A 26169-nucleotide genomic window follows, 5' to 3' on the forward strand; every position below is an offset into this window, starting at 1 on the left:
CGATGGGGCCGCAATATCGCCATCGCGGCCAAGGCCGGCTCCTACGGATGAGTGCTCGCCCTCGCGATTGTGTGACCGACACCGTGAATGAGCCCACTACCATGAACACTCAATACCGCAAGAACCTGCCAGGCACCGCCCTGGACTATTTCGACACCCGCGCCGCCATCGATGCGATCAAGCCCGGCGCCTACGCCGCCCTGCCCTACGTATCCCGCGTGCTGGCGGAAAACCTGGTGCGCCGCTGCGACCCGGCCACCCTCAGCGCCTCCTTGAGCCAACTGATCAACCGTGCGCGCGACCTCGACTTCCCCTGGTTCCCGGCCCGCGTGGTGTGCCACGACATCCTCGGCCAGACCGCGCTGGTGGACCTGGCCGGCCTGCGCGACGCCATCGCCAGCCAGGGCGGCGACCCGGCGCAGGTCAACCCGATGGTGCCCACCCAGCTGATCGTCGATCACTCCCTGGCCGTGGAGCGTGCAGGCTTCGACCCGCAGGCGTTCGAGCAGAACCGCGCCATCGAGGACCGCCGCAACGAAGACCGCTTCCACTTCATCGACTGGACCAAGAAAGCCTTCAAGAACGTCGACGTGATCCCGCCCGGCAACGGCATCATGCATCAGATCAACCTGGAGAAAATGTCTCCGGTGATCCAGGTGCAGGGCGGCGTAGCCTTCCCCGACACCTGCGTGGGCACCGACAGCCACACCCCCCACGTCGACGCCCTGGGCGTGATCGCCATCGGCGTCGGCGGCCTGGAAGCCGAGAGCGTGATGCTCGGCCGCGCCTCGTGGATGCGCCTGCCGGACATCATCGGCGTCGAACTCACCGGCCAGCTGCAACCGGGCATCACCGCCACCGACATGGTGCTGGCCCTGACCCAGTTCCTGCGCCAGCAGAAAGTGGTGGGCGCCTGGCTGGAATTTTACGGTGCGGGCGCGGCGAAGCTGACCTTGGGCGACCGCGCGACCATTTCCAACATGGCCCCCGAATACGGCGCCACCGCAGCGATGTTCTACATCGACCAGCAGACCATCGACTACCTCAAGCTCACCGGCCGCGAAGACCAGCAGGTACAGCTGGTTGAGGATTACGCCAAGCTGACCGGCCTGTGGGCCGACAGCCTGGCCACTGCCGAATACGAGCGCAGCCTGAGCTTCGACTTGAGCACCGTGGTGCGCAACATGGCCGGCCCCAGCAACCCCCACGCGCGCCTGGCCACCAGCGACCTGGCCGCCAAGGGCATCGCCGCACCCTGGACCGAGACGCCGGGGCAGATGCCCGACGGCGCGGTGATCATCGCCGCCATCACCAGCTGCACCAACACCAGCAACCCGCGCAACGTGATCGCCGCAGGCCTGCTGGCGCGCAACGCCAACCGCCTGGGCCTGACCCGCAAGCCCTGGGTGAAGACCTCGCTGGCGCCCGGCTCGAAAACCGTCAAGCTGTACCTGGAAGAAGGCGGCCTGCTGCCGGAACTGGAGCAATTGGGCTTCGGCGTGGTGGCGTTTGCCTGCACCACCTGCAACGGCATGTCCGGCGCCCTGGACCCGGCCATCCAGCAGGAGATCATCGACCGCGACCTGTACGCCACCGCCGTGCTCTCGGGCAACCGCAACTTCGACGGGCGCATCCACCCTTACGCCAAGCAGGCGTTCCTGGCCTCGCCGCCGCTGGTGGTGGCCTACGCCATCGCCGGCACCATCCGCTTCGACATCGAGAAGGACGTGCTGGGCCACGGCCCTGACGGCGCGGAAATTCGCCTCAAGGACATCTGGCCCAGCGACGCGGAAATAGACGCCCTGGTCAAATCCTCGGTGAAGCCCGAACAGTTCCGCCAGGTGTACATCCCCATGTTCGCCATCCACGAGGACACCGGCCCCAAGGTCAGCCCGCTGTACGACTGGCGCCCCATGAGCACCTACATTCGCCGCCCGCCCTACTGGGAAGGCGCCCTGGCCGGCACCCGGTCGCTCAAGGGCATGCGTCCGCTGGCGGTGCTGCCGGACAACATCACCACCGACCACCTGTCGCCGTCGAATGCCATCATGCTCGACAGCGCCGCCGGCGAATACCTGGCGAAAATGGGCCTGCCCGAGGAGGACTTCAACAGCTACGCCACCCACCGCGGTGACCACCTGACCGCCCAGCGCGCCACCTTCGCCAACCCCAAGCTATTCAACGAAATGGTCAAGGAAAACGGCCAGGTCAAGCAGGGCTCCCTGGCCCGCGTGGAACCCGAGGGCCAGGTGATGCGCATGTGGGAAGCCATCGAGACCTACATGAACCGCAAGCAGCCGCTGATCATCATCGCCGGCGCCGACTACGGCCAGGGCTCCTCGCGCGACTGGGCCGCCAAAGGCGTGCGCCTGGCCGGCGTGGAAGCGATTGCCGCCGAAGGCTTCGAGCGCATCCACCGCACCAACTTGGTGGGCATGGGCGTGCTGCCGCTGGAGTTCCTGCCCGGCACCAACCGCCACACCCTGGCCATCGACGGCAGCGAGACCTACGACGTGGTCGGCGCACGCACCCCGCGCGCCACCTTGACCCTGGTGATCCACCGCGCCAACGGCGAGCGCCTGGAGGTGCCGGTGACCTGCCGCCTGGACACCGCTGAAGAAGTGTCCATCTACGAAGCCGGGGGCGTGCTGCAACGCTTCGCCCAGGACTTCCTCGAACAAGCCCCCGCGGCCTGAGGAGCGATGCCATGAGCTACCCCGCACAAATCCGCATCGCCGCCACCTACATGCGTGGCGGCACCAGCAAGGGCGTGTTCTTCAAGCTTGATGACCTGCCCGCAGATGCCCGCCAGCCGGGCCCGGCCCGGGACGCGCTGCTGCTGCGCGTGATCGGCAGCCCCGACCCCTACGGCAAGCAGATCGATGGCATGGGCGGCGCCACCTCCAGCACCAGCAAGACCGTGATTCTCAGCCAGAGCACGCGGCCGGGGCATGACGTGGACTACCTGTTCGGCCAGGTGTCCATCGACAGCCCCTTCATTGACTGGAGCGGCAACTGCGGCAACCTCTCGGCGGCCGTGGGCTCGTTCGCCATCAGCAACGGCCTGGTGGCCGCCGAGCGCATCCCCCACAACGGCGTGGCCACCGTGCGCATCTGGCAGGCCAACATCGCCAAGACCATCATCGCCCACGTGCCCATCACCGACGGCGCGGTGCAGGAAACAGGCAATTTCGAACTGGACGGCGTGACCTTCCCTGCCGCCGAGGTGCAGCTGGAGTTCATGGACCCGGCCGCCGAGGAAGAAGGCGGCGGTGGCGCCATGTTCCCCACCGGCCACCTGGTGGACGACCTGGAGGTGCCCGGCATCGGCACCTTCAAGGCAACGCTGATCAACGCCGGCATCCCCACCATCTTCCTCAACGCCGCCGACATCGGCTACACCGGCACCGAACTGCAGGACGCCATCAACGGCGACCCCAAGGCGCTGGCACGCTTCGAGACCATCCGCGCCCACGGCGCCCTGCGCATGGGCCTGATTTCGCATCTGGACGAGGCCGCTACACGCCAGCACACGCCCAAGGTGGCCTTCGTCGCCGGGCCCGCCGCCTACACCGCCTCCAGCGGCAAGGCGGTAGGTGCAGGTGACGTCGACCTGCTGGTGCGCGCGCTGTCCATGGGCAAGCTGCACCATGCCATGATGGGCACCGCGGCCGTGGCCATCGGCACCGCTGCGGCCATCCCCGGCACCCTGGTGAACCTGGCCGCCGGCGGTGGCGCGCGCCAGAGCGTGCGCTTCGGCCACCCCTCCGGCACCTTGCGCGTGGGCGCCCAGGCCGAGCGGGTCAATGGCGAATGGAAGGTGCTCAAGGCCATCATGAGCCGCAGCGCGCGGGTAATGATGGAAGGCTGGGTCAGAATTCCGCGCAGTGGTAACCACCAGAGGGTCTAAAACAATGCATGCCCGCGATGGCTTCCCAACCAAGAGACAAGCCCAATCCGCTCAAGATGACGATCAGCTTCGGCCTGGGGGGGCCGGGCGCAGGCTTCGAGACGTGGCGCTTTCCTTATTCGTCCAGGAAGGCTTTGCCAATATCAGCTTGAGGACGCTCGGCAAGCACCTTGGCGTACAAGCCGGCTCCCTTTACAACCATTTGGACAATAAACAGGGCCTGCTTTTCGAGCTTATTCACGAGCACCTTGAAGGCCTGGTGGAGACGGTAGAACAAAAGGTGCGCAAATTCAGCAGGACCGAGGACAAGCTCAAGGCTTTCGTTTCAGTGCACCTCGCATTCCAAACCCATGAACGGCAATGTGCGCAGCTCATGGGCTTGGAGCTTCGCAGCCTGTCGCCCACCCACCGGAGTGAGATTGACACGCTGCTTCAGCGCTACCATCAATGCCTGGACACCATTGTGCGCACAGGTATCGAGCGTGGCGTGTTTGCACCTCAGGATCTTGGCACCAGTACCAGTAGCATTCTAGGCATGCTGACAAGCGCCGCGTTCTGGTTCAATGGCGGTACCGAACACTCTCGAGACCGCCTGATTACGCACATGAACACCATGATCATGGGCGCGCTAGGCGCGTACCGATAGCCGCCCCCTTGCGTTTCCATTTGCTCCCCTGCGCCACAATGTCGGTTTACCGATCGACGTTGTGGCGTCTCTGTCTCAAGCCTGCACTGTCTGCCCTGCGCTGATCAAGACTCACTGCCGCCGGTGGCTATCCAATCTCGGCATCATCATGCCGATTCTCGAATAGTCGCGATGCCCCCCCCCCTTTAGCATCCAACAGCAGACAGGTAATCCATACACCTGATGCCAGACATCCGCCGAGATGTGCTTTTGTACCTGGTTCTGGACTGTGGGGGCAATTTGATGAGGCAAGTGATTCGAGGTGGCAAATCCAAGGGACAGCGATGTGCATCCGCATTAACTCTGGCAGTGCTTACCGGCGTGGGCATGTCGACCGCCGAGGCGTTTGACTTCGATCTTACCGATACCGACTGGCATGGACGATGGGACAACACGCTGAGGTACAACCTGGGAGTGCGCGCTGAGGGGCGGGACTCAATGATAGGTAACTCGACCTCAATGCAATCGTCCGACTACAGTTTCAACCGTGGGCATGTCGTTACCGACAGGTTTGACCTGCTGTCGGAGCTCGACCTGATATACCAGGAACGCATGGGCTTGCGCATCAGCGGCTCGGCTTGGTACGACAATGCGTACGACAGCGATGTTCACACCAACCCAGGGCAGTACGCTCCAGGCGTAAGCTACTCGGACATCGGCAGCTACGAGGGCAACAAATACTCAAACTATACCCGACGCTATTACGAAGGTCCCTCGGGGCAGTTGCTCGATGCCTTCGTGTTCTCGAAGTTCGACATCGGCGACATACCCGTCAGCGTTAAGGCGGGGAGGCACAACGTGTACTGGGGTGAATCCCTGTTCAGCCTGGTACACGGGGTATCTTACTCTCAAGGGCCGGTTGACCTCGCCAAGGCCCAGGCGAACCCGGGCACCGAGGCAAAGGAGCTGTACTTGCCCCTCACGCAGGTCTCTTCTCAATTCGACCTTACCGATACTCTGTCCCTGCAGACCCAATACTTCTTCGACTGGGAAGCATCGAGGTATGCGGAAGGTGGGACTTACCTTGCCGCCAGCGATGTCGTGTTAAACGGTCCAGATCGCATGTTCGTCGCGAACACCGCCAATGGGCCGCTGTTCGCGCGCCGCCTTGATGCCCGTGAGGGCAGCAAGGTCGGCGATTGGGGCATAAACCTGCGCTGGTCGCCAGAGGCACTCAACAGCTCGACCATCGGTGTCTACCTTCGGCAGTTCGATGAAAAGTTGCCGTGGTTGCTTGTGAATACTCAAGATCCCGCCAACATGACCTACCGAGCCTCATACGCACGGAACACCCGCCTGCTGGGCCTGAGCCTGGCAACCAATCTAAACGGCCTAGCTGTTGGAAGTGAGCTGGTCTATCGCCGTAACACTGCGCTCAACAGCACGTCCTTGGTGGCGGGGGACGAAGGCGCGCGTGGAGATACGTTACACGCGCTGATCAACGTCATGGGCAGTATCAACTCCACTGCTTTCTTCGATGCCCTGAACTGGTCTGCAGAGATCACCTATAACCGGTGGCTACGGGTGCGCAGTAACGAACAGTACTTCAACGCCGGCGGCTACGCATGCAGCGGTGGCACATGGAGCGGCTGTGTCACGCGCAACTTCGTGGGCGGCCAGATCAGCGTCAGCCCAAGCTGGAACTCGATCATTGACGGCGTAGACCTGTCGTTTCCCATCAGTTTCAGCGAGGGCATCAAGGGCAATTCGGCCGTGCTGGGGGGTGGAAACCAAGGTTCTGGCAGCTACAGCCTGGGGCCGAGCGTCCTGATCCGCCAGCGCTATCAGATTGACCTCAAGTACATCGATTACCTGGCCCGCTACAAAGACAACGGCACCCGCATTACCGCTTCCAATGGCGCCCAGCTGCAGGATCGTGGCTGGGTTGCGCTGACGGTGAAAGCCGCATTCTGACCCCTGGAGCATGACCATGACATTGATTGCCCGCATTCCCCACACCCTGCTGTGCACATTGTTGACGATGAGTACAGGCACAACGTTTGCCGCCCAAGACAATGACGCGCCCGGTAACCCACTGACTGCCTTCGGCGCCGTCCAAGGCGCCAACGCCGATGGCAGTATTCCTTCCTACACAGGAGGACTGACCACTCCCCCCGCCAGCTACATCTCCGGCAGTGGCGTGCGCCCGGATCCGTTCGCCAATGATGCCCCCATTCTACGAATCGATGCACAAAATATGGCGCAATACGCGGATCAGTTGACTGAGGGGACCAAGGCCCTCCTGAACACATACCCCAGCATGTACATGGACATCTACCCCACCCGACGCTCGGTGGCTTATCCCGCGCAAGTACTGGAAAACACGCGCAAGAACATCCAACGTGCACACAGTACCGAAGGCGGCTTGGCCGTGGAAGGCGCCCTGGCTGGCTTTCCTTTTCCCCTCCCCGCAGACGGTCAGCAAGTCATGTGGAACCACCTGCTCGCCTATTCTGGCGCGGTGAAGGACTACTCCTCGCAAACCTGGATCGTGGCGGGCAATAGTGCACCCCTTCTGAGCCTGGTGCAAAAAATGCACGTCGAGTCGCCCTTCTATCAAGCCGACGGCGGTGAGGATACTGAAAAGTATTACAGCAAGGCCGTATCGGAAACCACTGAGCCTGCCCGTAACGCAGGTCAGAAAATCCTGTTCTACAAGGCACTAAACCCCATTAAGGGTGGAGACCTCTCCTGGTCCTACGTACCCAGCCAACGCCGCGTGCGGCAACTGCCTGATTATGTGTACGACTCGCCCATCGGCAGCGCAGGTGGCTACATGGTCATCGATGACGCTGGACTGTTCAGCGGCGCCCTGGATCGCTTCGATTTCAAGAAGATCGGCAAAAAAGAGGTATTCATTCCGTACAATTCCTACAATGCGCTCTATGGCTGCCCTACCGAGCAGTTGCTTAAACCAGACGTGTTGGCACCCCAGTGCATCCGCTGGGAGAAACACCGTGTTTGGGTAGTCGAGGCCGACCTCAAGCCTGGCCTGCGCCATATTTACAGTAAACGCCGGTTCTACTGGGACGAAGATAGCTACCTGGCCGGGGCCACCGAGAACTACGACAGCAGCGGCAAATTGTACAAGGTCGGTTATTCGTTGATGGCCCCTGCCTACGAGGTGCCAGCCCCCATGGCTGACACCACAGTTTTCTACGATTTAACGGCCAAAGCCTACGTGCTCTACAACTATGCTGGGCAATCTGGAGGTTATAAATTCACCCAGCCCTGGCCAGCCAAAGCCCTGACCTCACAGGCGATGGCCGGGGCGGGTATTCGCTGATGGTGGCCGGATTGATCGGGGGCTGGCGTGTGCTCCTGGTTACGGCAATGGTCCTGGCCATTGCTGCCCAGGCGCATGCCGACGTCAACGCCTTCATTGACCCGTTGCTCAGCCCTGCCGTTACTCGATCAAACCCGGAGCACGGTAGTTTTGTCGCCCTCGCCCACGCAGGCTCGCGCCTTGTAGCAGCCGGCGCCAGGGGGCGTATCGTCTACTCGGATGACCATGGCGACCACTGGTATCAAGCACAAGTGCCCGTGCAATCGGATTTGGTCGCGCTGAGCTTTCCCGACCCTGCCCAAGGATGGGCCGTGGGTCACGCAGGTGTGGTGCTGCACACCAGTGACGGCGGCCGTTCATGGCAAAAGCAATTGGATGGCATCCAGGCTGCAGTACTGATCACTGATTACTACATCAATTGGCAGCCAAACGAGCACCCGCAAGCCGAACAACTGCAGGCAACAGGCGCCCAGTTAAGGGCAGATGGGCCTGACAAACCTTTTCTCGATGTGTGGTTTGAGGACAACCAACATGGTTTCGTCGTGGGTGCTTATGGTTTGATCCTGCGCACCACTGATGGGGGGCAGCACTGGATACCTTGGTTGGACCATGTCGACAATCCTCAAGGGCTGCATCTATTCGCTATCCAAGGCAATTCCAATGGGCTGTTCATTGCAGGCGAACAGGGTTTGCTATTGCAATTTGACCGGCTGAAACAGCGCTTCGAGCAACGTAGCCTGCCCTATCAGGGCACCCTCTTCGGATTGCAGGCACACGACAACGCGCTTTACGTATTTGGTATGCGCGGGCATGTGCTGCGCAGCGTGGCGGGCGGCCCCTGGGAATCCCTTGGCAACAGCGACAGTAGCAGTGTCACCGCCGCCACCACGCTGTCCAGCGGCCAAGTGGTATTTGTCAGCCAGGCTGGCAACCTACTATATGCGGCCACTGGCAGCGACGTACTGAATGTCAGGCCCTCACAAGCAGGGATGCCACTCGCCTCCCTGATTCAAGACAACAATGACCACTGGGTGTTCGCCGGCGCACTAAGCGTGCTGGTGCGAAGCGCGCCCTGATTGGCAAAGGCTGGAGGTAGGGTGAATACAACCAAGCGATCAACAGGAAGCGAGCGCTGCGCCGCCGACCTTGACAGGCATTCAGGCAGCCGGATTGAACGGCTCATTTTCAACCACCGCGCATTCATTATCGCGCTATGTGTACTGATCACTGGGCTACTTATCGGGCCCGCCCTGCAGCTCAAAATGACGGCCAGCTACGAAAGCACGCTGCCGCACTCGCATCCCTACGTGCGTAACTACCTGGAGAATAAAGACCAGCTAAGGGGGCTGAGCAATACCTTGCGCATTGTGGTGCAGAACCCGAACGGCAGCATCTACGATGCCGATTTTCTGGACACGATGCGCCGCATCAATGACGCTTTTTACCTGCTCAAAGGCGTTGATCGGCCTTGGGTAAAGTCAATCTGGAGCGCGTCAGTCCGTTGGACCGAGGTCACCGAAGATGGCTTCAGAGGCGGCCCCGTCATGCCGGCTGATTTCAACGGCTCGGCCGCCAGCCTCGCGCAACTGGCAAGCAATGTACAAAGGGCCGGGCAAGTGGGGGGGCTGGTCTCCAACGATCAGACCTCGGCCATGATCATCTTGCCCCTGATGGATAACGCCGCTGGCGGTGAGATGCTGGACTACGCAGCCTTCAACCAGCAGTTGGAAGATCTGCGCCAAAGCTTCCAGGCAACCGGATCAGTGAAACTCCATATCATCGGTTTCGCGAAGGTGATGGGGGATTTAATCGATGGGGTACACAAGGTAGTTGCCTATTTTGCAGTCGCCGCCCTGATCGTCGCCATTGTGATATTCCTCTACCTGCGCTGTCTGCAAAGCACAGCACTGCTGATGACCTGCTCACTGACCGCAGTCATTTGGCAGTTGGGCCTGCTCAAGGTGGCCGGCTTAGGGGTAGATCCTTACTCAATGCTGATGCCGTTCTTGATCTTCGCGATCGGCATCAGCCATGGTGCGCAAAAAATGAATGGCATCATGCAGGACATCGGGCGTGGCCTGTCGGCGTACGTCGCGGCTCGACTGACGTTTCGCAGACTTTTCCTCACTGGCTTCGCGGCACTGCTGGCTGATGCGGTTGGGTTTGCCGTTCTATTGCTGATCGATATCCCGGTCATCCACACCCTGGCCTTGGCGGCCAGCATGGGTGTAGCCCTGCTGATTGTGACTAACCTCATCCTGCTCCCTGTCACGCTATCCTACTGCGGGGTCAGTCATCGTGGTGTACGTCATGCGCTGCGTGGACAAACGCGCGCGCGCCAGGGTAGCAGCGCCATAGCCTGCTTTCTGGTTTCGTTGACTACGCCAAAGCGCGCGAGCCTTGTCTTGTTGATCGCGATGATCATAGGTGCTGGTGGCTACCAGCTGGGCCGCCGCTTGCAAGTGGGCGACCTGGCAAACGGGGCACCCGAGTTGCGCGCCGACTCTCGCTACAACTTCGACAATGCCTATATTCTGAGCCACTACGCCCTTTCCAGTGACCAATTCGTGGTCATGGTCAAAACCCCGAAGGATGGCTGCCAGACCTACCCTACCCTAGTGGAGACCAGTCGTCTGGCCGATGAATTGGCCAGCGTGGAGGGCGTACAGTCGACGCGCTCACTGCCGGACAGCCTGCGCAGAATAATTGCCGGCAATTTTGAGGGCAGCCCTAAATGGGAAAGCTTGTTACACAACGACGGGGTACTGGGCAATGCCATTTATACCGCCGGCAGCCTCGCGCCTGAACTGTTCAACCGGGACTGCTCAGTTCTGCCCGTAATAGCTTCGCTAACAGATCACAAGGCCGTCACTTTGACACGAGTGCTACAGGTCTCCGAAGCGTTTGCCCGCGACCACAACACCTCGGAACGTGAATTCGTATTGGCAGCTGGAAATTCCGGCATCGAGGCGTCTACCAACATTGTCGTTCAACGCGCCGATCACTTGATACTGTTCTACGTATATACGGCGGTTGCCCTGCTCTGCCTAGTGGTATTTGGTAGCTGGCGCGCGGTTGTGGTTGCCCTCATTCCCCTGGCGTTGACCTCGGTACTTGTCGAAGCATTGATGGTAATGCTGGGGATGGGGCTGAAAGTAGCAACCCTGCCCGTCATCGCCTTGGGCGTCGGAATTGGCGTCGACTATGCGCTGTACCTGCTGAGCACCCAACTTCAGGCACTACGAGCGGGGAGTAGCCTTGCAGATGCATTCAATCACGCGCTGCAGTGTACGGGCAGAGTCGTGGCCATGGTCGGCGTGACGCTCGCTGCTGGTGTCGTTACATGGGCATGGTCACCCATAAAATTTCAGGCAGACATGGGCATATTACTGACGCTGATGTTCATGATGAATATGTTGGGGGCTTTGCTGCTAGTACCTGCCCTTTCACAGTTCCTGTTGCGCCAACCCGGTGCGGTCGCGCAACGCACGGGGCAACCCAGCCACGTGCAAACCCACTAGCTACACAGTTGAATTCCCTGCTGACTCTGAACCCATGGTGGGGCATATTTCTTGCTAAAGTCCAGATAGACCAATAACCAGAAAACTATCGGACGCCCATGAAAATTCACCAGCTACGCGCATTGATCACAATTAGCGAATGCGGCAGTATTCAAGAGGCTTCTCGACTGCTGCATATTTCGCAACCAGCACTGTCACGAAGCATCAAAGAACTGGAAGCGGAACTGGGTGTTTACTTGTTGGTACGCTCCAATCGAGGCATAACCCTGACCGAGTATGGGCAACGCCTGATAGGGCGTGCCCGGTTGGTGGTTGAAGAGTTACGCAAAGCTCGCAATGAAATAGAAACGCTCAAGGGCACGATGAAGGGTAGCGTGACCTTGGGCGTCACCCCCGTTTCCCCCGGCGACCAGTTCATGGACTGCATCGCCAAATTCCACAAACTTTATCCTGATGTCAATTTGACAATCCAGGAAATGCGCCCTCCCCGACTAATGGAAGGGTTGCGCGAGGGACGTCTGGACCTGATCCTCACGACACAGTCGACACAACCCAGTTCCGACGGATTCCAGTGGTCGGCGCTCTACACTCAACCCAGCGTTCTAGCGGTACGCAAGGGACATCCCCTCAGACACGTCAGGCACTTGCAAGCGTTGCGGGATATGGATTGGTTGTTGTTTGACGCTTTCGAAGATTCGTTGCTGGCCGGTTTCTTCGCACGCTTGCACATTGATCCACCCGCGCGAGTGATCGAGTGCTCGTCCTTGGGCCTTAGTCTCGGATTGAGCACACGAACCGATGCCATCAGTTTTATGTGCCAGCCGCTGGTTGTTTCGAGTTTGTTTAGAGAGCGCCTGGATTTCTTGCAACTCGAAGAGGAATTACCGTGCATGACCATCTCCATGGTCAGCCGCGACCCGGAGTTGATGTCCCGCGAAGCCAAAACACTGGCGGCCGATATGCTCTACGCATTCCGCGATCACAGAGCGACGCAAGGCCCGCCGTCGCCGTCGGCAAATCAGGGCAAGGCGTTCTTTCCTTCATCCGTCGTTTCAGGCCAGCACATGTTGCGGCATTAGTTCCCTCTCCACGGGTGGTGTGTTGCGATACCAAATACAAATAGCCATACGGAGACATGATTATCCAACAGGGCCGCATTCGGCCATGCTCCGGCTCTCGACCGACAACCTTGGAGTTATCAACGATGAGTGTCCCAACCGATCAATTGATCGCTGCCATCCACCGCAGCAAGGAAGAATTCACGCGCATTCGGCGGCATATTCACCAACACCCTGAACTGGGCTTCGAGGAGTATCAAACCAGCCAACTTGTCGCAGACTCTCTACGTCAATGGGGATATGAAGTTCAGGAGGGCATTGGAGGAACCGGTGTTGTCGGAATCCTGAAGCTGGGAAGTTCCACACGCAGCATTGGCTTGCGTGCGGACATGGATGCCTTGCCCATCATGGAAGCCAACGGCTTGGCGCATCAGAGCATGTCGCCTGGCAAAATGCACGGCTGTGGCCACGACGGCCACACGGCCATCTTGCTGTGTGCCGCCCGTTACCTGGCGCAAACCCAAGGTTTTGACGGGACGTTGACACTCATCTTTCAACCAGCCGAGGAAACACTGGGCGGCGCCGTGGCCATGATGAACGATGGCTTGTTCGAGCGTTTTCCATGCGACGCGGTCTTTGCTCTTCATAACGCTCCCGGCTTGCCGATCGGCATGTTCATGGCCAAATCCGGCTCACTTGCGGCATCCTCTGACCAGGTCGATATTCGCTTGATTGGCGTGGGTGGTCACGGTGCCATGCCCCACCTTACCCGCGATCCGGTAGTCGCTGCGGCCGAACTTGTCCTGGCACTGCAAAGTATCGTTTCGCGCAGCGTACCCGCCAGCGAAACCGCCGTGGTTACCGTAGGGGCCGTGAAAGCCGGCGAAGCAGCGAATGTCATTCCAGCTTACGCCGATCTCAAACTGAGCGTGCGTGCCACAACGCTTGAAACCAGACAACTGCTCAAAAAGAGGATTGGCGAAATCACCCAAGGTGTTGCCAGTGCTCATGGCATGGATGTGCAGTACGACTACCGCGAATTGGTGGGGACGGTGCAAAACTCCGACAACGAAACGCTGTTGGCTCAAGCGGTGATCCGCGAATTGTTCGGGGCCGAGAAGCTGCTGACCCAACCATCCAAAGGCGGATTGGGCAGTGAAGATTTCGCTTGGATGCTGGAGAGGAGGCCAGGTTGCTACATTGCACTAGGCAATGGCAACAGCGGACCCTGCGGCTGCTCCGTGCACAATCCAGGTTATGACTTCAACGATGATGCCATCCCTTATGGCGCCAGCTATTGGGCTCACCTTGTCTACCGGTTTCTGGCCGCTGCCTGACAACGATGCCGTCGCTGCAGACGGCACGTGCCAAAGGATACCATCATGATCAACTCGAACAACCGGCAGCGCAACATCGTCATCGCATTGCTGATGACCGTGGTCATCATCAGCACTCTAGATAAAGCTGTTTTTGCTTTCGCGGGCGTTCAAATCATCAATGATCTGGGGTTAACCGCCGCCCAGTTCGGCTTAGTGGCCAGCGCGTTTTTCTTTCTTTACTCCGTGTCGGGCATAAGCGTGGGATTTTTGGCGGATCGACTGGCCACTCGCTGGATATTGATGGGCATGGCAGTCGTCTGGATGCTCTCGCAATTATTGGTGGTGATAAGCAGCACTTATATGGCACTGCTCACCAGCAGACTGCTGCTAGGGGCCGGGACCGGCCCTGCGACGGCAGTGACACAGCATGCCTGTTTCAAATGGTTTACGCCCCGGCAGCGAGTGCTTCCCGCGTCGCTGATCACCAGCTCTATGATGATCGGTGGAGTGCTCGCGGCCACGCTGATGCCGGCCTTCATCGACCACTGCGGTTGGAGAAACGCCTACCTCGCACTTGCAGCACTTGGCCTTTGCTGGTTGGTCCTGTGGACTTTGCTTGGCCGAGAGGGCGAGGAAACTGGTAGGGTTGGCGAAATACGACAGGATGGAGGCAGTCGTGTCCCATATCGGCAGTTGCTGCGCACGCCAAGTTTTCTCTGGACGACACTCATGGGGTTCCTGAGCTTTGTCCCCACGTCCCTAGGGCTTAGCTGGTCGATGGTGTATCTGCAAAAAGGCCATGGTTTCACCGCAATTGAGGCGGGGTATCTGACCTTGGCCATGACGTTGGCCATCATGGTTCTGACCCTGCTGGCTTCGGCCTTGGCGCAGAAAGCGATGGCCAATGGCCGCAGCGACCGCGCCGCGTTGGTGGCGCCCGCCTTCTTGTCCTGCGCTCTGGGAGGGATAGCGTTTACCGCCCTTTGGGTCTGGCCCTGGGATCGTACAACGGCCATCTCGCTTTTTGTGGCTGGCAATCTCTTGATGAATATTTTGCCAACGTTTGGGCTGACCATCACCGCCCATATGGTACCTGCCGGCCAGCGCGGCAGCATGTTGGCCATTTACAATGGCTGTGTGACCTCTGCCGGGATGCTAGTTCCGACGCTGGTGGGGTACCTGATCGAGTGCAAGGCGGGCGACATCAAGGCCGGGTACGAGCTGGCGGTGGCGAGTTTCGGCTCAGTCACCTTGATCTGTTCGCTGGCTGGCCTGGCGATCGTCAAGCCCGAACAAACGAGGCTAAAGATACTGAAGATGGCGCAGGGCCCGTCACCTAGGCCGCAAGTGACGGGCTTGGCCAGTGGCACCTAGCCGATCCCACCATCGACGCGCACCAGACTGCCTGAGCTGAACGAACTGCAAGGGCTGGCCAGATACAACGCCGCCGTGATGATTTCTTCCGGCTGGCCTGGCCGGCCCAGCGCATTGTCGAAACGTTCGCGAGCAACCGCGGGCCAGGCCTTGGCAACATCGGTCAAAAACGGGCCGGCCGACAACGTGTTGACTCGCACCTTGGGCCCATATTCCTTGGCCAGCGACTCAGTCATGGCATTAAGCGCCGCCTTGGCACCACAGTAGGGGACCACAGCCGGCAATGGACGCAGCGCTCCAGTACTGCTCACATTGATGATGACCCCGCCCTGCCCGGTCGCCATCTGCGCCGCCACCCGCGCTGCCAGTCGAAACGGCCCTTTGAAGTTAACCTGCAACACTTTGTCGAACAGCGCCTCCTCCGTATCATGGGAAGCAGGAGCCACAGGAGACATACCGGCATTATTGACCAGAATATCAACACGACCAAAATGGGCAAACACGCGCTCGAGCATCAAGTCGATGTCTGCCCACTCTCCCATGTGGCAGCGAACGGCAATGGCTTCGCGCCCCATGTCGCGAATCAAGCGCGCGACGGTTTCACAGGCCTCCAGTTTGCGACTGGCGATGATGACATCGGCGCCTTGGCGGGCGTATGCCAACGCTATTTCGCGACCCAACCCACGGCTTCCTCCCGTGATCAGCGCCACCTTTCCGGTCAAGTCGAAGTAGTCGATTCGCGTCATGGGCAGCTACTCCAGGTAAGCCTTGAACTTGACCCTGGCCGCCTCGCGTCGTGCCACCAAGTGCTCCGAGGGGAACAGACCGGGGGCAGGTCGATAACGCTTGAGCAGGCTCTTGGCGACCCCCACCTTGTGTACCTCGGTCGGTCCATCGACCAACGCCATCGACGCGGCGTAGATCCACATCTGTCCCAGAACCATTTCATCACTTACCCCCAGCGCCCCGTGAACCTGCATGCATCGCTGGACAATATCGTGGTAGACCTTGGGTGCTGCGGCCTTGATGGCGGCGATGTACATCTGGTTGGCCTTGTAGTCATGACCGTTATCAATACGCCAGGCCGTTTCCAGGACCAGCAACCGGTATTGGCGCAGCTCTATAAACGAGTCGGCCAGGTATTGCTGGACCACCTGTTTGCTGGCCAGTGCTTCACCCTTGGTATGGCGGGACAAGGCACGCTCGGCCATCATGTCGATAGCTTTCTGGCATTGGCCAACCGTTCGCATGGCATGGTGTACCCGCCCGCCTCCGAGCCTGGCCTGGGCGACCGCGAAGCCCTTGCCCTCTTCGCCTAGCAGCGCATCGGCGCTGACGCGCACATTGTCATACCGGATATAGGCATGTGCCCCCTCCCCGGGATTCTCCCCATAAACCCCAGGATTACGCAGAATATTGATTCCGGGCGTGTCAGCAGCCACCAGAAACATCGAAGTACCGGCATGGACAGGCACGTCCGGATTGGTCACGCACATGACGATCAGGAAGCTGGCGTACCGAGCATTGGAAGAGAACCACTTCTCACCGCTGATGATCCAGTCGCTGCCATCGCGCACCGCGCGGGTAGTAAATACTGCCGGGTCGGCACCGCCCTGTGGCTCGGTCATGGAATAGCAGGAGACGATGTCGCCATTGAGCAATGGCTGCAAGTACCTGGCCTTCTGCTCGGCGGTGCCGAACATGGCCAAAATCTCGGCGTTGCCGGTGTCGGGCGCGGCAGTGCCAAATACAGTCGGGGCCCAACTCGAACGACCGAGGATCTCGTTCATCAGCGCCAGTTTGATCTGGCCATAACCCTGCCCGCCCAACTCAGGCCCCAGGTGGCAAGCCCACAGTTCCTGCTTGCGCACTTCATCGCTGAGGGGCTTGATGATGGCGCGCGCCGCCTTGTTTCCGAGATCGTACGGTGCACTCATATCGGGCCAGAGCGTATCCAGGGGTTCAATCTCCTCCTTGACGAAGCGCTCCATCCAATCGAGTTTTTTCTGAAAATCAGGTTCGGTGCTGAAGTCCCACATGGGCTGCTCTCTCGCTGTCAGGTCAAAGGAGGGTGGAAAAATGCAGGCCGCGCTGGATCATGTCGGGTACCTGCTGTTCCATGCTTGCGTGAGCGGCAAGGTCTGATTTACCTGCCTGGTACCGTGCATAGGCACCTTCCATGATGATCGCCAGCTTGAACATCGACAGCGCCATGTAATAAGGCAATGCGCTGATGTCCAGCCCCGTCTTGGCGGCGTAGCGTTCGGCCAATTCGCGCCGCGCAGGCATCCACTGCCAGTCAATATAATTGGCATAGCTCTCGGGCTCGCCTGCTTGCTGCCATCCCGCCAGCATCCAGCCAAGGTCCAGCAACGGATCGCCGATGGTGGCCATCTCCCAGTCCACGATCGCCCCCAGGCGGACAGGGTTGCTGTGTTCATACATGACATTGATGAATTGGTAGTCGCCGTGAATCAGGGAGGCACGTTGCATGGCCGGGGTATGCTGCGCCAGCCAATCGCCGAGCCTAGCCAGCCCCTCGATATCGCGGGTTTTGTAGCGCTCCAACTGGGCTGACCACCGAGCCACCTGGCGCTCCAGGAAATGCTCAGGCTTGCCGAAGCCTTCAAGCCCGAGGCCTTGCCAATCAGCATTGGCCAATTCGGCCAACGCATCCACCAACTCAAAGGCCAATGTGCGATGGGCCTCGGGACTTTGGGCAATCGTCGCTGGCAATGGGTTCTTGCCGGCGAAGCCGTCATGCCACTCGAGCAACGCGAAAGGCGAGCCAATGACCTGAGGGTCTTCACAGCCGGCGATCAGCCGGGTATGGGGGATGCTGCTGCGGCCAATGGCGCGTAACAACTTCATCTCCCGCAGGATGTTGTTAGCACTGGCATCGTTGGCCACCTGCGGCGGTCGCCGCAGCGCGTATGAGCGTCCGTTGGCCTCGACTTTGTAGATGAGGTTGCTGGCGCCGCCCTGAACCACTTTGACGCTCAGCCCCTCTGCTGCGCCCAGAGTTGCCCTCAGCCAGGCCCCCAGCCTTGGCAGGTCTGGCAGAAATTGCGTTGCATCCGTCATGTGCCGTCTCCTCTTATTGGTCGCTTTTATTTCGAAGATCAAACAACATCATTCATCATTATGATCTACACGATTTCACTTCATGTCAATGACTGGCAGAGCGCTGGAAGATGCTTGTTTTATGATATAGATGATTATAATCTTTAAGCCTCATAGGCGATCCGAGCCCAGCTGTCGCCAAGGCATTTCGAGGGTCTTGAAGTGAACGATGCTTATATCTACGACCATGTACGCAGCCCGCGGGGCAAAGGCCGTCCTGACGGCGCCCTGCATGAGGTCAGCGCTACCGCGCTGGCAGCGCAAACACTCCAGGCGCTGCGTGCACGAAGCGATCTGGATACGGCCTTGGTCGAGGACGTTTTCCTGGGGTGTGTCATGGCTGCCGGCGAACAAGGGGCGAACATCGCCCGCGTCGCGGCGCTCCAAGCCGGTTATGCGCAGACGGTGCCCGGCCTGCAGCTCAATCGCTATTGCGCATCGGGCCTGGATGCGGTGAACCTGGCGGCCTCGACCTTACGTTGCGGCCAGGCCCAGGCCATCGTTGCCGGGGGCGTGGAATGCATGTCGCGCACCCCCATCGGCTCGGACGGTGGTTCGGTGTACACAGACCCACAGGTTGTGTGGAATACCTGGTACGTCCCGCAAGGCATCGGCGCAGACCTGATCGCCGAACAAGACAACTACAGCCGCGAAGACGTTGATAGTTACGCCCTGCGCAGCCAGCAGCGCGCCGCTATGGCGCAACAGGAGGGGCTGTTCAAGGCGTCACAGTTCACCGTCACTGACATCCTCGGCCAACCGCTGCTGGATCGCGATGAGGCCATCCGCCCAAACGCCACCCTCGAGGATCTGGGCAAACTCAAGCCCGCCTTCGAAGCCACTGGCAGTCAGAACGGCTTCGACGCCGTGATCCTGCAACGCTACCCCCAATACGAGGCGGTTCGCCACGTCCATACCGCAGGCAACTCCAGCAGTATCGTCGACGGTGCGGCCACGGTTTTACTGGGCACCGCACAGTTCGGTCGTGACCAGGGACTGGCTCCCCGGGCAAAAATTCGTCATTACACCGCCATCGGTTCCGAGCCGGCGATCATGTTGACTGGCCCTGCGGCGTGCACCGAAAAACTGCTCAGGCAGGCTGGGTTGACCATCAAGGACATCGATCTGTTCGAAGTCAACGAAGCCTTTGCCTCGGTAGTCATGCGCTACATGCGCCACTTCGACCTTGACCCGGCAAAGGTGAACGTCAACGGCGGCGCGATAGCCCTGGGTCACCCGTTGGGTGGAACCGGCGCAATGCTTGTGGGCACGGTGCTCGATGAGCTTGAGCGCCGCGACCTGAATACGGCCATCGTCACCTTGTGCGCGGCGGCCGGCATGGCCACCGCAACCCTGATCGAACGGGTCTGAACCATGGAGTCCATAACGATGAACACCCTGAGAATCGAACGGGACGGCGATGGCATCGTGGTCATCACCATTGACCTCCCCGAACGTAGCGTAAATATTTTCACCGAAGAGTTTGTCACCGACCTGAGCGCTGCGGTGAATCACGTGCTTGACGACGCCACGGTATCAGGCGCGATCCTGACTTCAAGCAAAGCAGCGTTCATCGCCGGTGCAGACCTCAAGGCACTGGTAGATGCCTATGACCTGGGCGTCGATGCCGCTACCGCCGCTCGCCGCTTTACCCGTGAAACAGCCGTGATGCGCCGTATCGAAACCGGCGGCAAGCCCTTCGTCGCAGCCCTTAACGGCCTGGCGCTGGGTGGAGGCCTGGAACTGGCGCTGGCCTGTCATTACCGAGTACTGGTAGACACCCCAAGTGCCCAAGTCGGCCTGCCTGAGGTGACGGTTGGCCTACTCCCCGCAGGAGGGGGCACACAACGACTGCCCCGCATGCTGGGCATCGAAAAGGCGCTGCCGTTGTTGCTCGAAGGTGTATCGCTCAAGCCGGCTCAGGCATTAGAGCTAGGCATTGTCGATGAAGTGGTGCCTGCCGGCCAATTGCTTGCTACAGCCCGGCGCTGGCTCGCCGGGGCACCTTGCGCCGTGAAGCCATGGGATGCAAAAGGCTTTCACGTGCCCGGCGGGGTCGGCTGCCTGGCGCCCCATGCAATACGCTCTTTCCAGTTTGGCACTACTCAGGCCAAGGCCTTGGGGGCTGACAACTACCCTGCCCGCTTGGCCATTCTCTCGGCCGTTTTCGAGGGCAGCCAATTGCCCTTTGACAAAGCGCTGGAGGTTGAAGCCAAGTACTTTGGCACGTTGCTGGCGAACCCTGTCGCGCGCAACCTGATGCGTACGCTGTTCATTAACAAAGGCGCCGCGGACAAGCTGGCCCGCCGGCCACACGGCCCTGCCAAAAGCCAGGTGAGCAAACTCGGCGTACTGGGGGCTGGCATGATGGGCGCGGGTATCGCTTACGCCGCAGCCGTCGCAGGCATTCAGGTCACCCTGCTGGACACCGATGCCGCAGCAGCTGAGCGCGGCAAGGCTTATTCGGCCAGCCTGTTGGAAAAAGCCGTTGGCCGGCAGGTGCAAACCCGGGAATACGCCGATGCATTGCTGGGGCGGATTACCCCCAGTACGGATTTTTCCACGCTGTCAGGCTGTGACATGGTCATTGAGGCGGTCTTCGAGAACCGTGAAGTCAAAGCCCAGGTCATCGCCAACGCGCAAGCCTGGATGCCGGCGCACGCCATTTTCGCTAGTAACACCTCAACCTTGCCCATCACCGGCCTGGGCGAATACTTCGCTCGCCCCGAGCAGTTTATCGGCCTGCATTTTTTCTCGCCGGTCGAGCGCATGCCGCTGGTGGAAGTGATCGTTGGCCGGAGCACCAGCACCGATACCATTGCCAGGGCACTGGACCTGGTCGGTCAGTTGCGAAAAACGCCGATTCTGGTTAACGACAGCCCAGGTTTCTACACCAGCCGCGTGTTCTGTACCTACATCGATGAGGGCATGGCCATGCTGGCCGAAGGGGTCAACCCTGCACTGGTGGAGAATGCCGCCCGCCTGGCAGGCATGGCCACCGGACCGCTAGCGGTCACCGATGAAGTATCGCTGGACCTGCAGAAAAAAGTGATCGACCAGGCCCATGAAGACCAACTGCCGAGCAAGCACCTGCGCTTGCACGCCAAGCCGGTCGTGGAGCGCCTGGTCGCCTTGAATCGCCTGGGCCGCAAGAACGGCGGCGGTTTCTATGAATTCCCCCCAGGCGCCAAAAAGCGTCTATGGCCTGGCCTGCTGGACAGCTTCCCCCTGGCGGCCGTGCAGCCACCGGTCGAGATGGTCAAAGACCGACTGCTGTATATCCAGGCACTGGAAACTGCGCGCTGCCTTGAAGAACGCGTGCTCAGTGACCCGGCGGATGCCGATCTGGGCGCGGTGCTGGGAATCGGTTTTGCCCAATGGACCGGGGGGACCTTATCGCTGATCGACACTCTGGGCATCGGTGCCTTCGTGAGCCGCTGCGATACCTTGGCCAATCAATTCGGCGAGCGTTTCCGCCCTTCGGCATGGCTGCGCGAACGCGCCGTGCGTGGCGATACATTCCACCCGCTGCCCAGCGCCAGCTGAAAGGAAACCAGGATGCTACAGAATCGATTGATCTTCGACAGTGATCACGAACTGTTCCGTGACCAGGTACGCCGGTTCGTCCAGCGCGAAATCGCGCCTAATGTCGAACGCTGGCGTACCGCAGGCTGCTGTGACCGCGAGATTTTTCGCAAGGCCGGTGACCAGGGCCTTCTGCTGATGTGGGCAGACGAAGTCTACGGAGGTTCGGGGTTGGCCGATTTGCGCTACGAGCAGATCGTTTACGAAGAAGTCATTCGCCATGGCGATATCGGTGTGTTCTTCACCCTGCACTCACGCATCGTTGCACCTTACCTGCAACGCTTCGGCACGGACGCCCAACGCCAGCGGTACCTGCCGGGTTGCGTCGCAGGCACCACCATCCTAGCCGTGGCCATGACCGAGCCCGATGCAGGTTCCGATCTGGCGGGCATGCGGGCCCGGCTGGAGGATAAGGGAGACCACTGGATACTCAACGGCTCCAAACTCTACATTTCCAACGGACTCAACGCAGATTTGCTGGTGGTGGCTGCTCGAACCTCGTCTGAGCGCTATGCGATCAGCCTGGTGCTGGTGGAAACCACCTGGCCGGGCGTGACCCGTACCCCATTGGACAAGATGGGACTGGATGCACAGGACACCGCCATCATCTTTTTCGACAACGTCCGCATTCCCAAGGACAACTTGTTGGGCGAGCCAGACAAGGGGTTTGCCTATCTGGCCGAAGGGCTGACAGAAGAGCGTTTGCTGTCTGCCTGCCAGTCGATCGCGCATGCCCAGGTCGCATTCGACTTGACGCTGGACTATGTCAAGGACCGTCGTGCCTTCGGTCGCCCGGTCGGTACCTTCCAGAACAGCCGCTTCGTGCTCGCCGAGCTGCGTGCCCAGTTGGATTGCCAGCAGATCTGGATCGACCAGCTTGTACTGCAACACAACCAAGGGCTGCTGAGCGCTGAAGCCGCCGCGGCTGCCAAGCTGCTGACCTCCGAGCTGGAAGGCCGGGTCATGGACCAGTGCGTGCAACTGCATGGCAGTGCCGGCTACATGGACGAATACCGGATCAGCCGCATGTACCGCGATGCGCGTGTCTCGCGAATTTTCGCCGGTACCAGCGAAATCATGAAAGAAATCATTGGCCGGGCCCTTGGCCTGGATGAGCGCAAAGTCAAGTAAAAGAGGCTGTCACCATGAAAACTCGTATTACCGAACTGCTTGGCATTCGCTACCCGATCATCCAAGGCGGCATGCAGTGGGTGGGCCGCGCGGAGTTGGCCAGCGCCGTCTCCAATGCCGGAGGACTGGGCATCCTCACAGGCTTGACGCAGCCCACTCCTGAAGACTTGGCCAAGGAAATCCGTCGCTGCCGGGAAATGACCGACAAGCCCTTCGGCGTCAACATGACGATTTTTCCCACCATCAGCCCTCCCCCCTACGACGAGTACATCGACGCCATCATCGCTAACGGGGTAACCATCGTTGAAACGGCAGGCAATAAAGCAATCAATTACCTGCCCAAGATGAAAGCCGCCGGCGTGCGCATCATCCATAAATGTGTGGCCGTGCGCCACGCCTTGAGCGCTGAAAAGCTGGGCGTCGACGCCATTAGCATCGACGGTTTCGAGTGTGCTGGCCACCCGGGCGAGGAGGACATTCCAGGCCTGGTGCTGATCCCGGCCGCAGCCCGTGCGCTGAAGATTCCCATCATTGCCTCCGGTGGCATCGGCGATGGCCGTGGGTTGGCCGCGGCGCTGGCGCTGGGCGCTGAAGGCATAAACATGGGTACACGTTTCTGCCTGACTCAGGAGGCGCCCATCCACCCGGAGGTCAAAGCCGCATTGCTCAAAGGCACCGAGCGCGATACCAACCTGATATTCCGCACCCTTAACAACACCGCAAGAGTGTTCAAGAACGCCATCTCTGACGAGGTCGTCGGCACCGAGCGACGGCCAGGAGGCTGTGCCTTCGAAGATATTCGTCCGCTGGTTGCCGGGGGCCGAGGCCGCGCCGCGCTGGAGTCAGGCAACGTCGACGACGGCATCATTACCGCCGGCATGGTCCTGGGTCTGATCGACGATATTCCAAGCTGCGCGGAGTTGTTGGAGCGCATGGTCGGCGAATGTCGCGAACGCCTGGCGTTCGCCACCCACCTGGCCGCCCACTGATCACGCCAATGCCTCACCTGAACAATTACACAAAGCAGGTCAACGCATGTACCAAGGTCAAACACTGCAACTGGTCCCCCTGGACAACCAATTGGTCGAACTTCGGTTTGACCGTACCGGCGAAGCCGTCAACAAATTCGACGCCCTCACAGTCGACGAGCTGGGGCTGGCCTGCCAGGCCCTGCGACAGCGCACCGACGTACGCGGGCTGGTGCTGACCAGTGCCAAGGATACGTTCATAGTCGGCGCCGACATTTTTGAATTCAGCGCGCTCTTTGATCGCAGCGAAGAGGATCTGGCCGCCTATAACCGAGCGCAAAACGCCGTTTTCGATGATCTCGCCACACTCCCCTTCCCTACCGTGGCCGCAATCAACGGCATGGCCCTGGGTGGTGGCTTCGAGGTGGCGCTGGCGTGCGACTACCGCGTAATGGGCGCCAGTGCCAAAGTCGGCCTGCCCGAAGTGACGCTTGGCATCATTCCCGGCTTGGGTGGCAGCACACGCTTACCCCGTCTGATTGGCGCCACGGCAGCCATTGATTGGATCATCACGGGCACGGCGCAAAAAGCGAGTGTGGTGTCACGGCTGCAGGCGGTCGATGAGGCCGTGTATGACCCCGCAGTACGACAGTGCGCGTTGACCGTATTGCAGCAAGCCGCCGATGGCAGCCGTGATTGGCACGCCCGCCGTGAACAGCGCAACACTGGCTATGTCATTGACGCAGCGGCGTTGGCACAGGCCAAGGAGGCCGCCCGTGTGCGCTGGCCCCACGTGCCTGCTGCACAATTGGCCATCGAGTTGATCGAGCGTTGCGCCGGGATGACGACCCACGATGCACGGCTGGAAGAAAACCGTGTGTTCGCCAGCGTGTCGCAAACCCAATCCGCTCATGCATTCATGCAACTGTTCGTCAACGATCAGTATCTACGCAAGAAAGCCAGGGGGTATGCCAAGGCATCGGCTGACATTTCTCGGGCCGCAGTGCTGGGTGCCGGCATCATGGGAGGGGGCATAGCCTATACCAGCGCGGCAAGCGGCGTGCCCACGCTTATGAAGGATATCGCTCAACCCGCCTTGGACTTGGGCATGAATGAAGCGGCTAAGTTGTTGGACAAGCAAGTCACCACTGGCCGTATGGAGCCGGGTAAGGCTGAGCGCATCCTGCAGTCGATCAAGCCTGTTTTGGATTATCAAGGCTTTGAGCAAGTCAACGTTGTAGTCGAGGCGGTTGTCGAAAATCTCAAAATCAAGCACAGCGTACTGGCAGAAGTGGAATCCACGCTGCCACCGGCCGCCGTGCTGGCCTCCAATACCTCATCGCTGTCCATCACCGAGTTGGCGAGCGGCTTGCAGAGACCTGAGCAGTTCGTGGGCATGCATTTTTTCAATCCCGTGCCCATCATGCCGTTGGTGGAAGTCATCTGCGGCCCCAAAACCAGCCCTAAAGCGGCGGCGACCATCGCCAGCTACGCCAACACCCTGGGCAAGACACCGATCGTGGTGAAGGACTGTCCCGGGTTTCTGGTCAACCGCATTCTCACTGCCAATGTGCTGGCCTTTCTGCGATTGATACATGACGGCGCGGATTACCAAGCCATCGACGCCGCCATGGAAGCGTTTGGCTGGCCCATGGGGCCCGCCTACCTCCAAGACGTGATTGGCATGGATACCTCCCTGCACGTCATCGATGGCATTGCTCAAGGCTACGGTGAGCGCCTGCTACCCGGTTTCAAGCATGCCGTGCAGCACATGGTCAACGAGGGGCGGCTGGGACAGAAAAACGGCGTCGGTTTCTATCGATACGACAAGGACCCCAAGGGCCGCCCGGTGAAGTCCGTGGATCCCGCTACCCGTGATTTGCTGGCGCACCTGCAGCCCGACGGCCCCCAAGAATTCGACGCCGCCGAAATCGTCGAGCGGATCATGCTGCCGACCATCATCGAGGCAGCCCGTGCACTTGAGGAGGGGGTGGCCGACAGTGCCATCGAAGTCGATATGGCGCTGATACTGGGCCTGGGCTTTCCCCGCCATGTTGGCGGCGCCCTGAAGTATGCGGACTGGCTTGGCGCCTCCAACCTGTTGGCAGCCTGCCAACGTCATCAGGCCCTGGGCGGCCTGTATCGCCCTACCGAGCAGATGGTGCAGATGGCTGCCCGTCAACAACGTTTCTATTGACTACCGGACGCT

At 60.1% G+C, this 26169-nt stretch carries 17 protein-coding genes and 1 pseudogene; 15 read left to right on the forward strand and 3 right to left on the reverse strand.

Features of this window, described 5'->3' with window-relative positions; all coding sequences use genetic code 11:
• Positions 1–101: 101 nt before the first annotated feature.
• The 10 genes from acnD (at position 102) to AC0Z2B_RS03515 (ending at position 15153) form a co-directional block, all read left to right on the forward strand.
• Entirely contained in the window at positions 102–2696 is a 2595-nt protein-coding gene (gene acnD, locus AC0Z2B_RS03470; protein ID WP_476295147.1) for a Fe/S-dependent 2-methylisocitrate dehydratase AcnD, read from the forward strand.
• 11 nt (positions 2697–2707) lie between these two features.
• A complete protein-coding gene (gene prpF / locus AC0Z2B_RS03475; protein ID WP_476295148.1) occupies positions 2708–3910 on the forward strand; it encodes a 2-methylaconitate cis-trans isomerase PrpF in 1203 nt (400 codons plus the stop codon).
• A gap of 4 nt (positions 3911–3914) precedes the next feature.
• Positions 3915–4556 carry a TetR-type transcription factor C-terminal domain-containing protein gene (locus AC0Z2B_RS03480; protein ID WP_476295150.1) on the forward strand — a complete coding sequence of 214 codons (642 nt, stop codon included), beginning with the start codon at positions 3915–3917 and terminating at the stop codon, positions 4554–4556.
• A gap of 282 nt (positions 4557–4838) precedes the next feature.
• Positions 4839–6509, forward strand: a complete 1671-nt coding sequence (locus AC0Z2B_RS03485; RefSeq protein ID WP_475505492.1) for a DUF1302 domain-containing protein — start codon at positions 4839–4841, stop codon at positions 6507–6509.
• A 16-nt stretch (positions 6510–6525) separates the two neighbouring features.
• Positions 6526–7881 carry a DUF1329 domain-containing protein gene (locus AC0Z2B_RS03490; protein ID WP_476295151.1) on the forward strand — a complete coding sequence of 452 codons (1356 nt, stop codon included), beginning with the start codon at positions 6526–6528 and terminating at the stop codon, positions 7879–7881.
• 47 nt (positions 7882–7928) lie between these two features.
• Positions 7929–8957 (forward strand): WD40/YVTN/BNR-like repeat-containing protein, encoded by a 1029-nt coding sequence (locus tag AC0Z2B_RS03495; protein WP_475505494.1) that lies wholly within the window; start codon positions 7929–7931, stop codon positions 8955–8957.
• Positions 8958–8978: 21 nt separating this feature from the next.
• Complete coding sequence (locus tag AC0Z2B_RS03500; protein ID WP_476295152.1) at positions 8979–11402, forward strand: efflux RND transporter permease subunit; 2424 nt, start codon at positions 8979–8981, stop codon at positions 11400–11402.
• Between the two features lie 98 nt (positions 11403–11500).
• Positions 11501–12481, forward strand: coding sequence for a LysR family transcriptional regulator (locus AC0Z2B_RS03505; RefSeq protein ID WP_475505496.1), 981 nt, complete (start codon positions 11501–11503; stop codon positions 12479–12481).
• A gap of 125 nt (positions 12482–12606) precedes the next feature.
• Entirely contained in the window at positions 12607–13797 is a 1191-nt protein-coding gene (locus tag AC0Z2B_RS03510) for a M20 aminoacylase family protein (RefSeq protein ID WP_476295153.1), read from the forward strand.
• Positions 13798–13842: 45 nt separating this feature from the next.
• A complete protein-coding gene (locus AC0Z2B_RS03515) occupies positions 13843–15153 on the forward strand; it encodes an MFS transporter (RefSeq protein WP_476295155.1) in 1311 nt (436 codons plus the stop codon).
• On the opposite strand, the gene AC0Z2B_RS03520 is transcribed toward AC0Z2B_RS03515, so the two are convergent.
• Genes AC0Z2B_RS03520 through AC0Z2B_RS03530 form a run of 3 tightly spaced genes read right to left on the reverse strand, consistent with a single transcriptional unit; the run spans position 15150 to position 18237 of the window.
• Positions 15150–15899, reverse strand: coding sequence for an SDR family NAD(P)-dependent oxidoreductase (locus tag AC0Z2B_RS03520; protein ID WP_475505499.1), 750 nt, complete (start codon positions 15897–15899; stop codon positions 15150–15152). The genes AC0Z2B_RS03515 and AC0Z2B_RS03520 overlap by 4 nt on opposite strands.
• A gap of 6 nt (positions 15900–15905) precedes the next feature.
• A complete protein-coding gene (locus AC0Z2B_RS03525; protein ID WP_476295157.1) occupies positions 15906–17192 on the reverse strand; it encodes an acyl-CoA dehydrogenase family protein in 1287 nt (428 codons plus the stop codon).
• A gap of 22 nt (positions 17193–17214) precedes the next feature.
• Entirely contained in the window at positions 17215–18237 is a 1023-nt protein-coding gene (locus AC0Z2B_RS03530; protein ID WP_475505501.1) for a phosphotransferase family protein, read from the reverse strand.
• 201 nt (positions 18238–18438) lie between these two features.
• Between AC0Z2B_RS03530 and AC0Z2B_RS03535 the strand changes: the two genes are divergently transcribed.
• From AC0Z2B_RS03535 to fadB, 5 genes and pseudogenes are all read left to right on the forward strand, one after another.
• The gene (locus AC0Z2B_RS03535) at positions 18439–19647 is read left to right on the forward strand and encodes an acetyl-CoA C-acetyltransferase (RefSeq protein WP_476295158.1); all 1209 of its coding nucleotides are present in this window, start codon (positions 18439–18441) and stop codon (positions 19645–19647) included.
• An 18-nt stretch (positions 19648–19665) separates the two neighbouring features.
• Positions 19666–21822: a 3-hydroxyacyl-CoA dehydrogenase NAD-binding domain-containing protein gene (locus AC0Z2B_RS03540; RefSeq protein WP_476295159.1), complete on the forward strand. Its 2157-nt coding sequence runs from the start codon at positions 19666–19668 to the stop codon at positions 21820–21822.
• A gap of 12 nt (positions 21823–21834) precedes the next feature.
• The gene (locus AC0Z2B_RS03545) at positions 21835–22992 is read left to right on the forward strand and encodes an acyl-CoA dehydrogenase family protein (RefSeq protein ID WP_476295160.1); all 1158 of its coding nucleotides are present in this window, start codon (positions 21835–21837) and stop codon (positions 22990–22992) included.
• A gap of 11 nt (positions 22993–23003) precedes the next feature.
• Positions 23004–23981 (forward strand): annotated as a pseudogene (locus tag AC0Z2B_RS03550) (NAD(P)H-dependent flavin oxidoreductase); the annotation flags it as partial.
• Positions 23982–24027: 46 nt separating this feature from the next.
• The gene (gene fadB, locus AC0Z2B_RS03555) at positions 24028–26157 is read left to right on the forward strand and encodes a fatty acid oxidation complex subunit alpha FadB (protein ID WP_476295162.1); all 2130 of its coding nucleotides are present in this window, start codon (positions 24028–24030) and stop codon (positions 26155–26157) included.
• Positions 26158–26169 lie beyond the last annotated feature (12 nt).

This window comes from Pseudomonas sp. GYB4201, from assembly GCF_056312595.1.

Bases quoted from the DNA above. Each gene is read 5' to 3' on its own strand.
- acnD (WP_476295147.1), top strand. From the start codon at position 102: ATGAACACTCAATACCGCAAGAACCTGCCAGGCACCGCCCTGGACTAT.
- prpF (WP_476295148.1), top strand. From the start codon at position 2,708: ATGAGCTACCCCGCACAAATCCGCATCGCCGCCACCTACATGCGTGGC.
- AC0Z2B_RS03480 (WP_476295150.1), top strand. From the start codon at position 3,915: ATGCATGCCCGCGATGGCTTCCCAACCAAGAGACAAGCCCAATCCGCT.
- AC0Z2B_RS03485 (WP_475505492.1), top strand. From the start codon at position 4,839: ATGAGGCAAGTGATTCGAGGTGGCAAATCCAAGGGACAGCGATGTGCA.
- AC0Z2B_RS03490 (WP_476295151.1), top strand. From the start codon at position 6,526: ATGACATTGATTGCCCGCATTCCCCACACCCTGCTGTGCACATTGTTG.
- AC0Z2B_RS03495 (WP_475505494.1), top strand. From the start codon at position 7,929: ATGGTCCTGGCCATTGCTGCCCAGGCGCATGCCGACGTCAACGCCTTC.
- AC0Z2B_RS03505 (WP_475505496.1), top strand. From the start codon at position 11,501: ATGAAAATTCACCAGCTACGCGCATTGATCACAATTAGCGAATGCGGC.
- AC0Z2B_RS03510 (WP_476295153.1), top strand. From the start codon at position 12,607: ATGAGTGTCCCAACCGATCAATTGATCGCTGCCATCCACCGCAGCAAG.
- AC0Z2B_RS03515 (WP_476295155.1), top strand. From the start codon at position 13,843: ATGATCAACTCGAACAACCGGCAGCGCAACATCGTCATCGCATTGCTG.
- AC0Z2B_RS03520 (WP_475505499.1), bottom strand. From the start codon at position 15,899: ATGACGCGAATCGACTACTTCGACTTGACCGGAAAGGTGGCGCTGATC.
- AC0Z2B_RS03525 (WP_476295157.1), bottom strand. From the start codon at position 17,192: ATGTGGGACTTCAGCACCGAACCTGATTTTCAGAAAAAACTCGATTGG.
- AC0Z2B_RS03530 (WP_475505501.1), bottom strand. From the start codon at position 18,237: ATGACGGATGCAACGCAATTTCTGCCAGACCTGCCAAGGCTGGGGGCC.
- AC0Z2B_RS03540 (WP_476295159.1), top strand. From the start codon at position 19,666: ATGAACACCCTGAGAATCGAACGGGACGGCGATGGCATCGTGGTCATC.
- AC0Z2B_RS03545 (WP_476295160.1), top strand. From the start codon at position 21,835: ATGCTACAGAATCGATTGATCTTCGACAGTGATCACGAACTGTTCCGT.
- fadB (WP_476295162.1), top strand. From the start codon at position 24,028: ATGTACCAAGGTCAAACACTGCAACTGGTCCCCCTGGACAACCAATTG.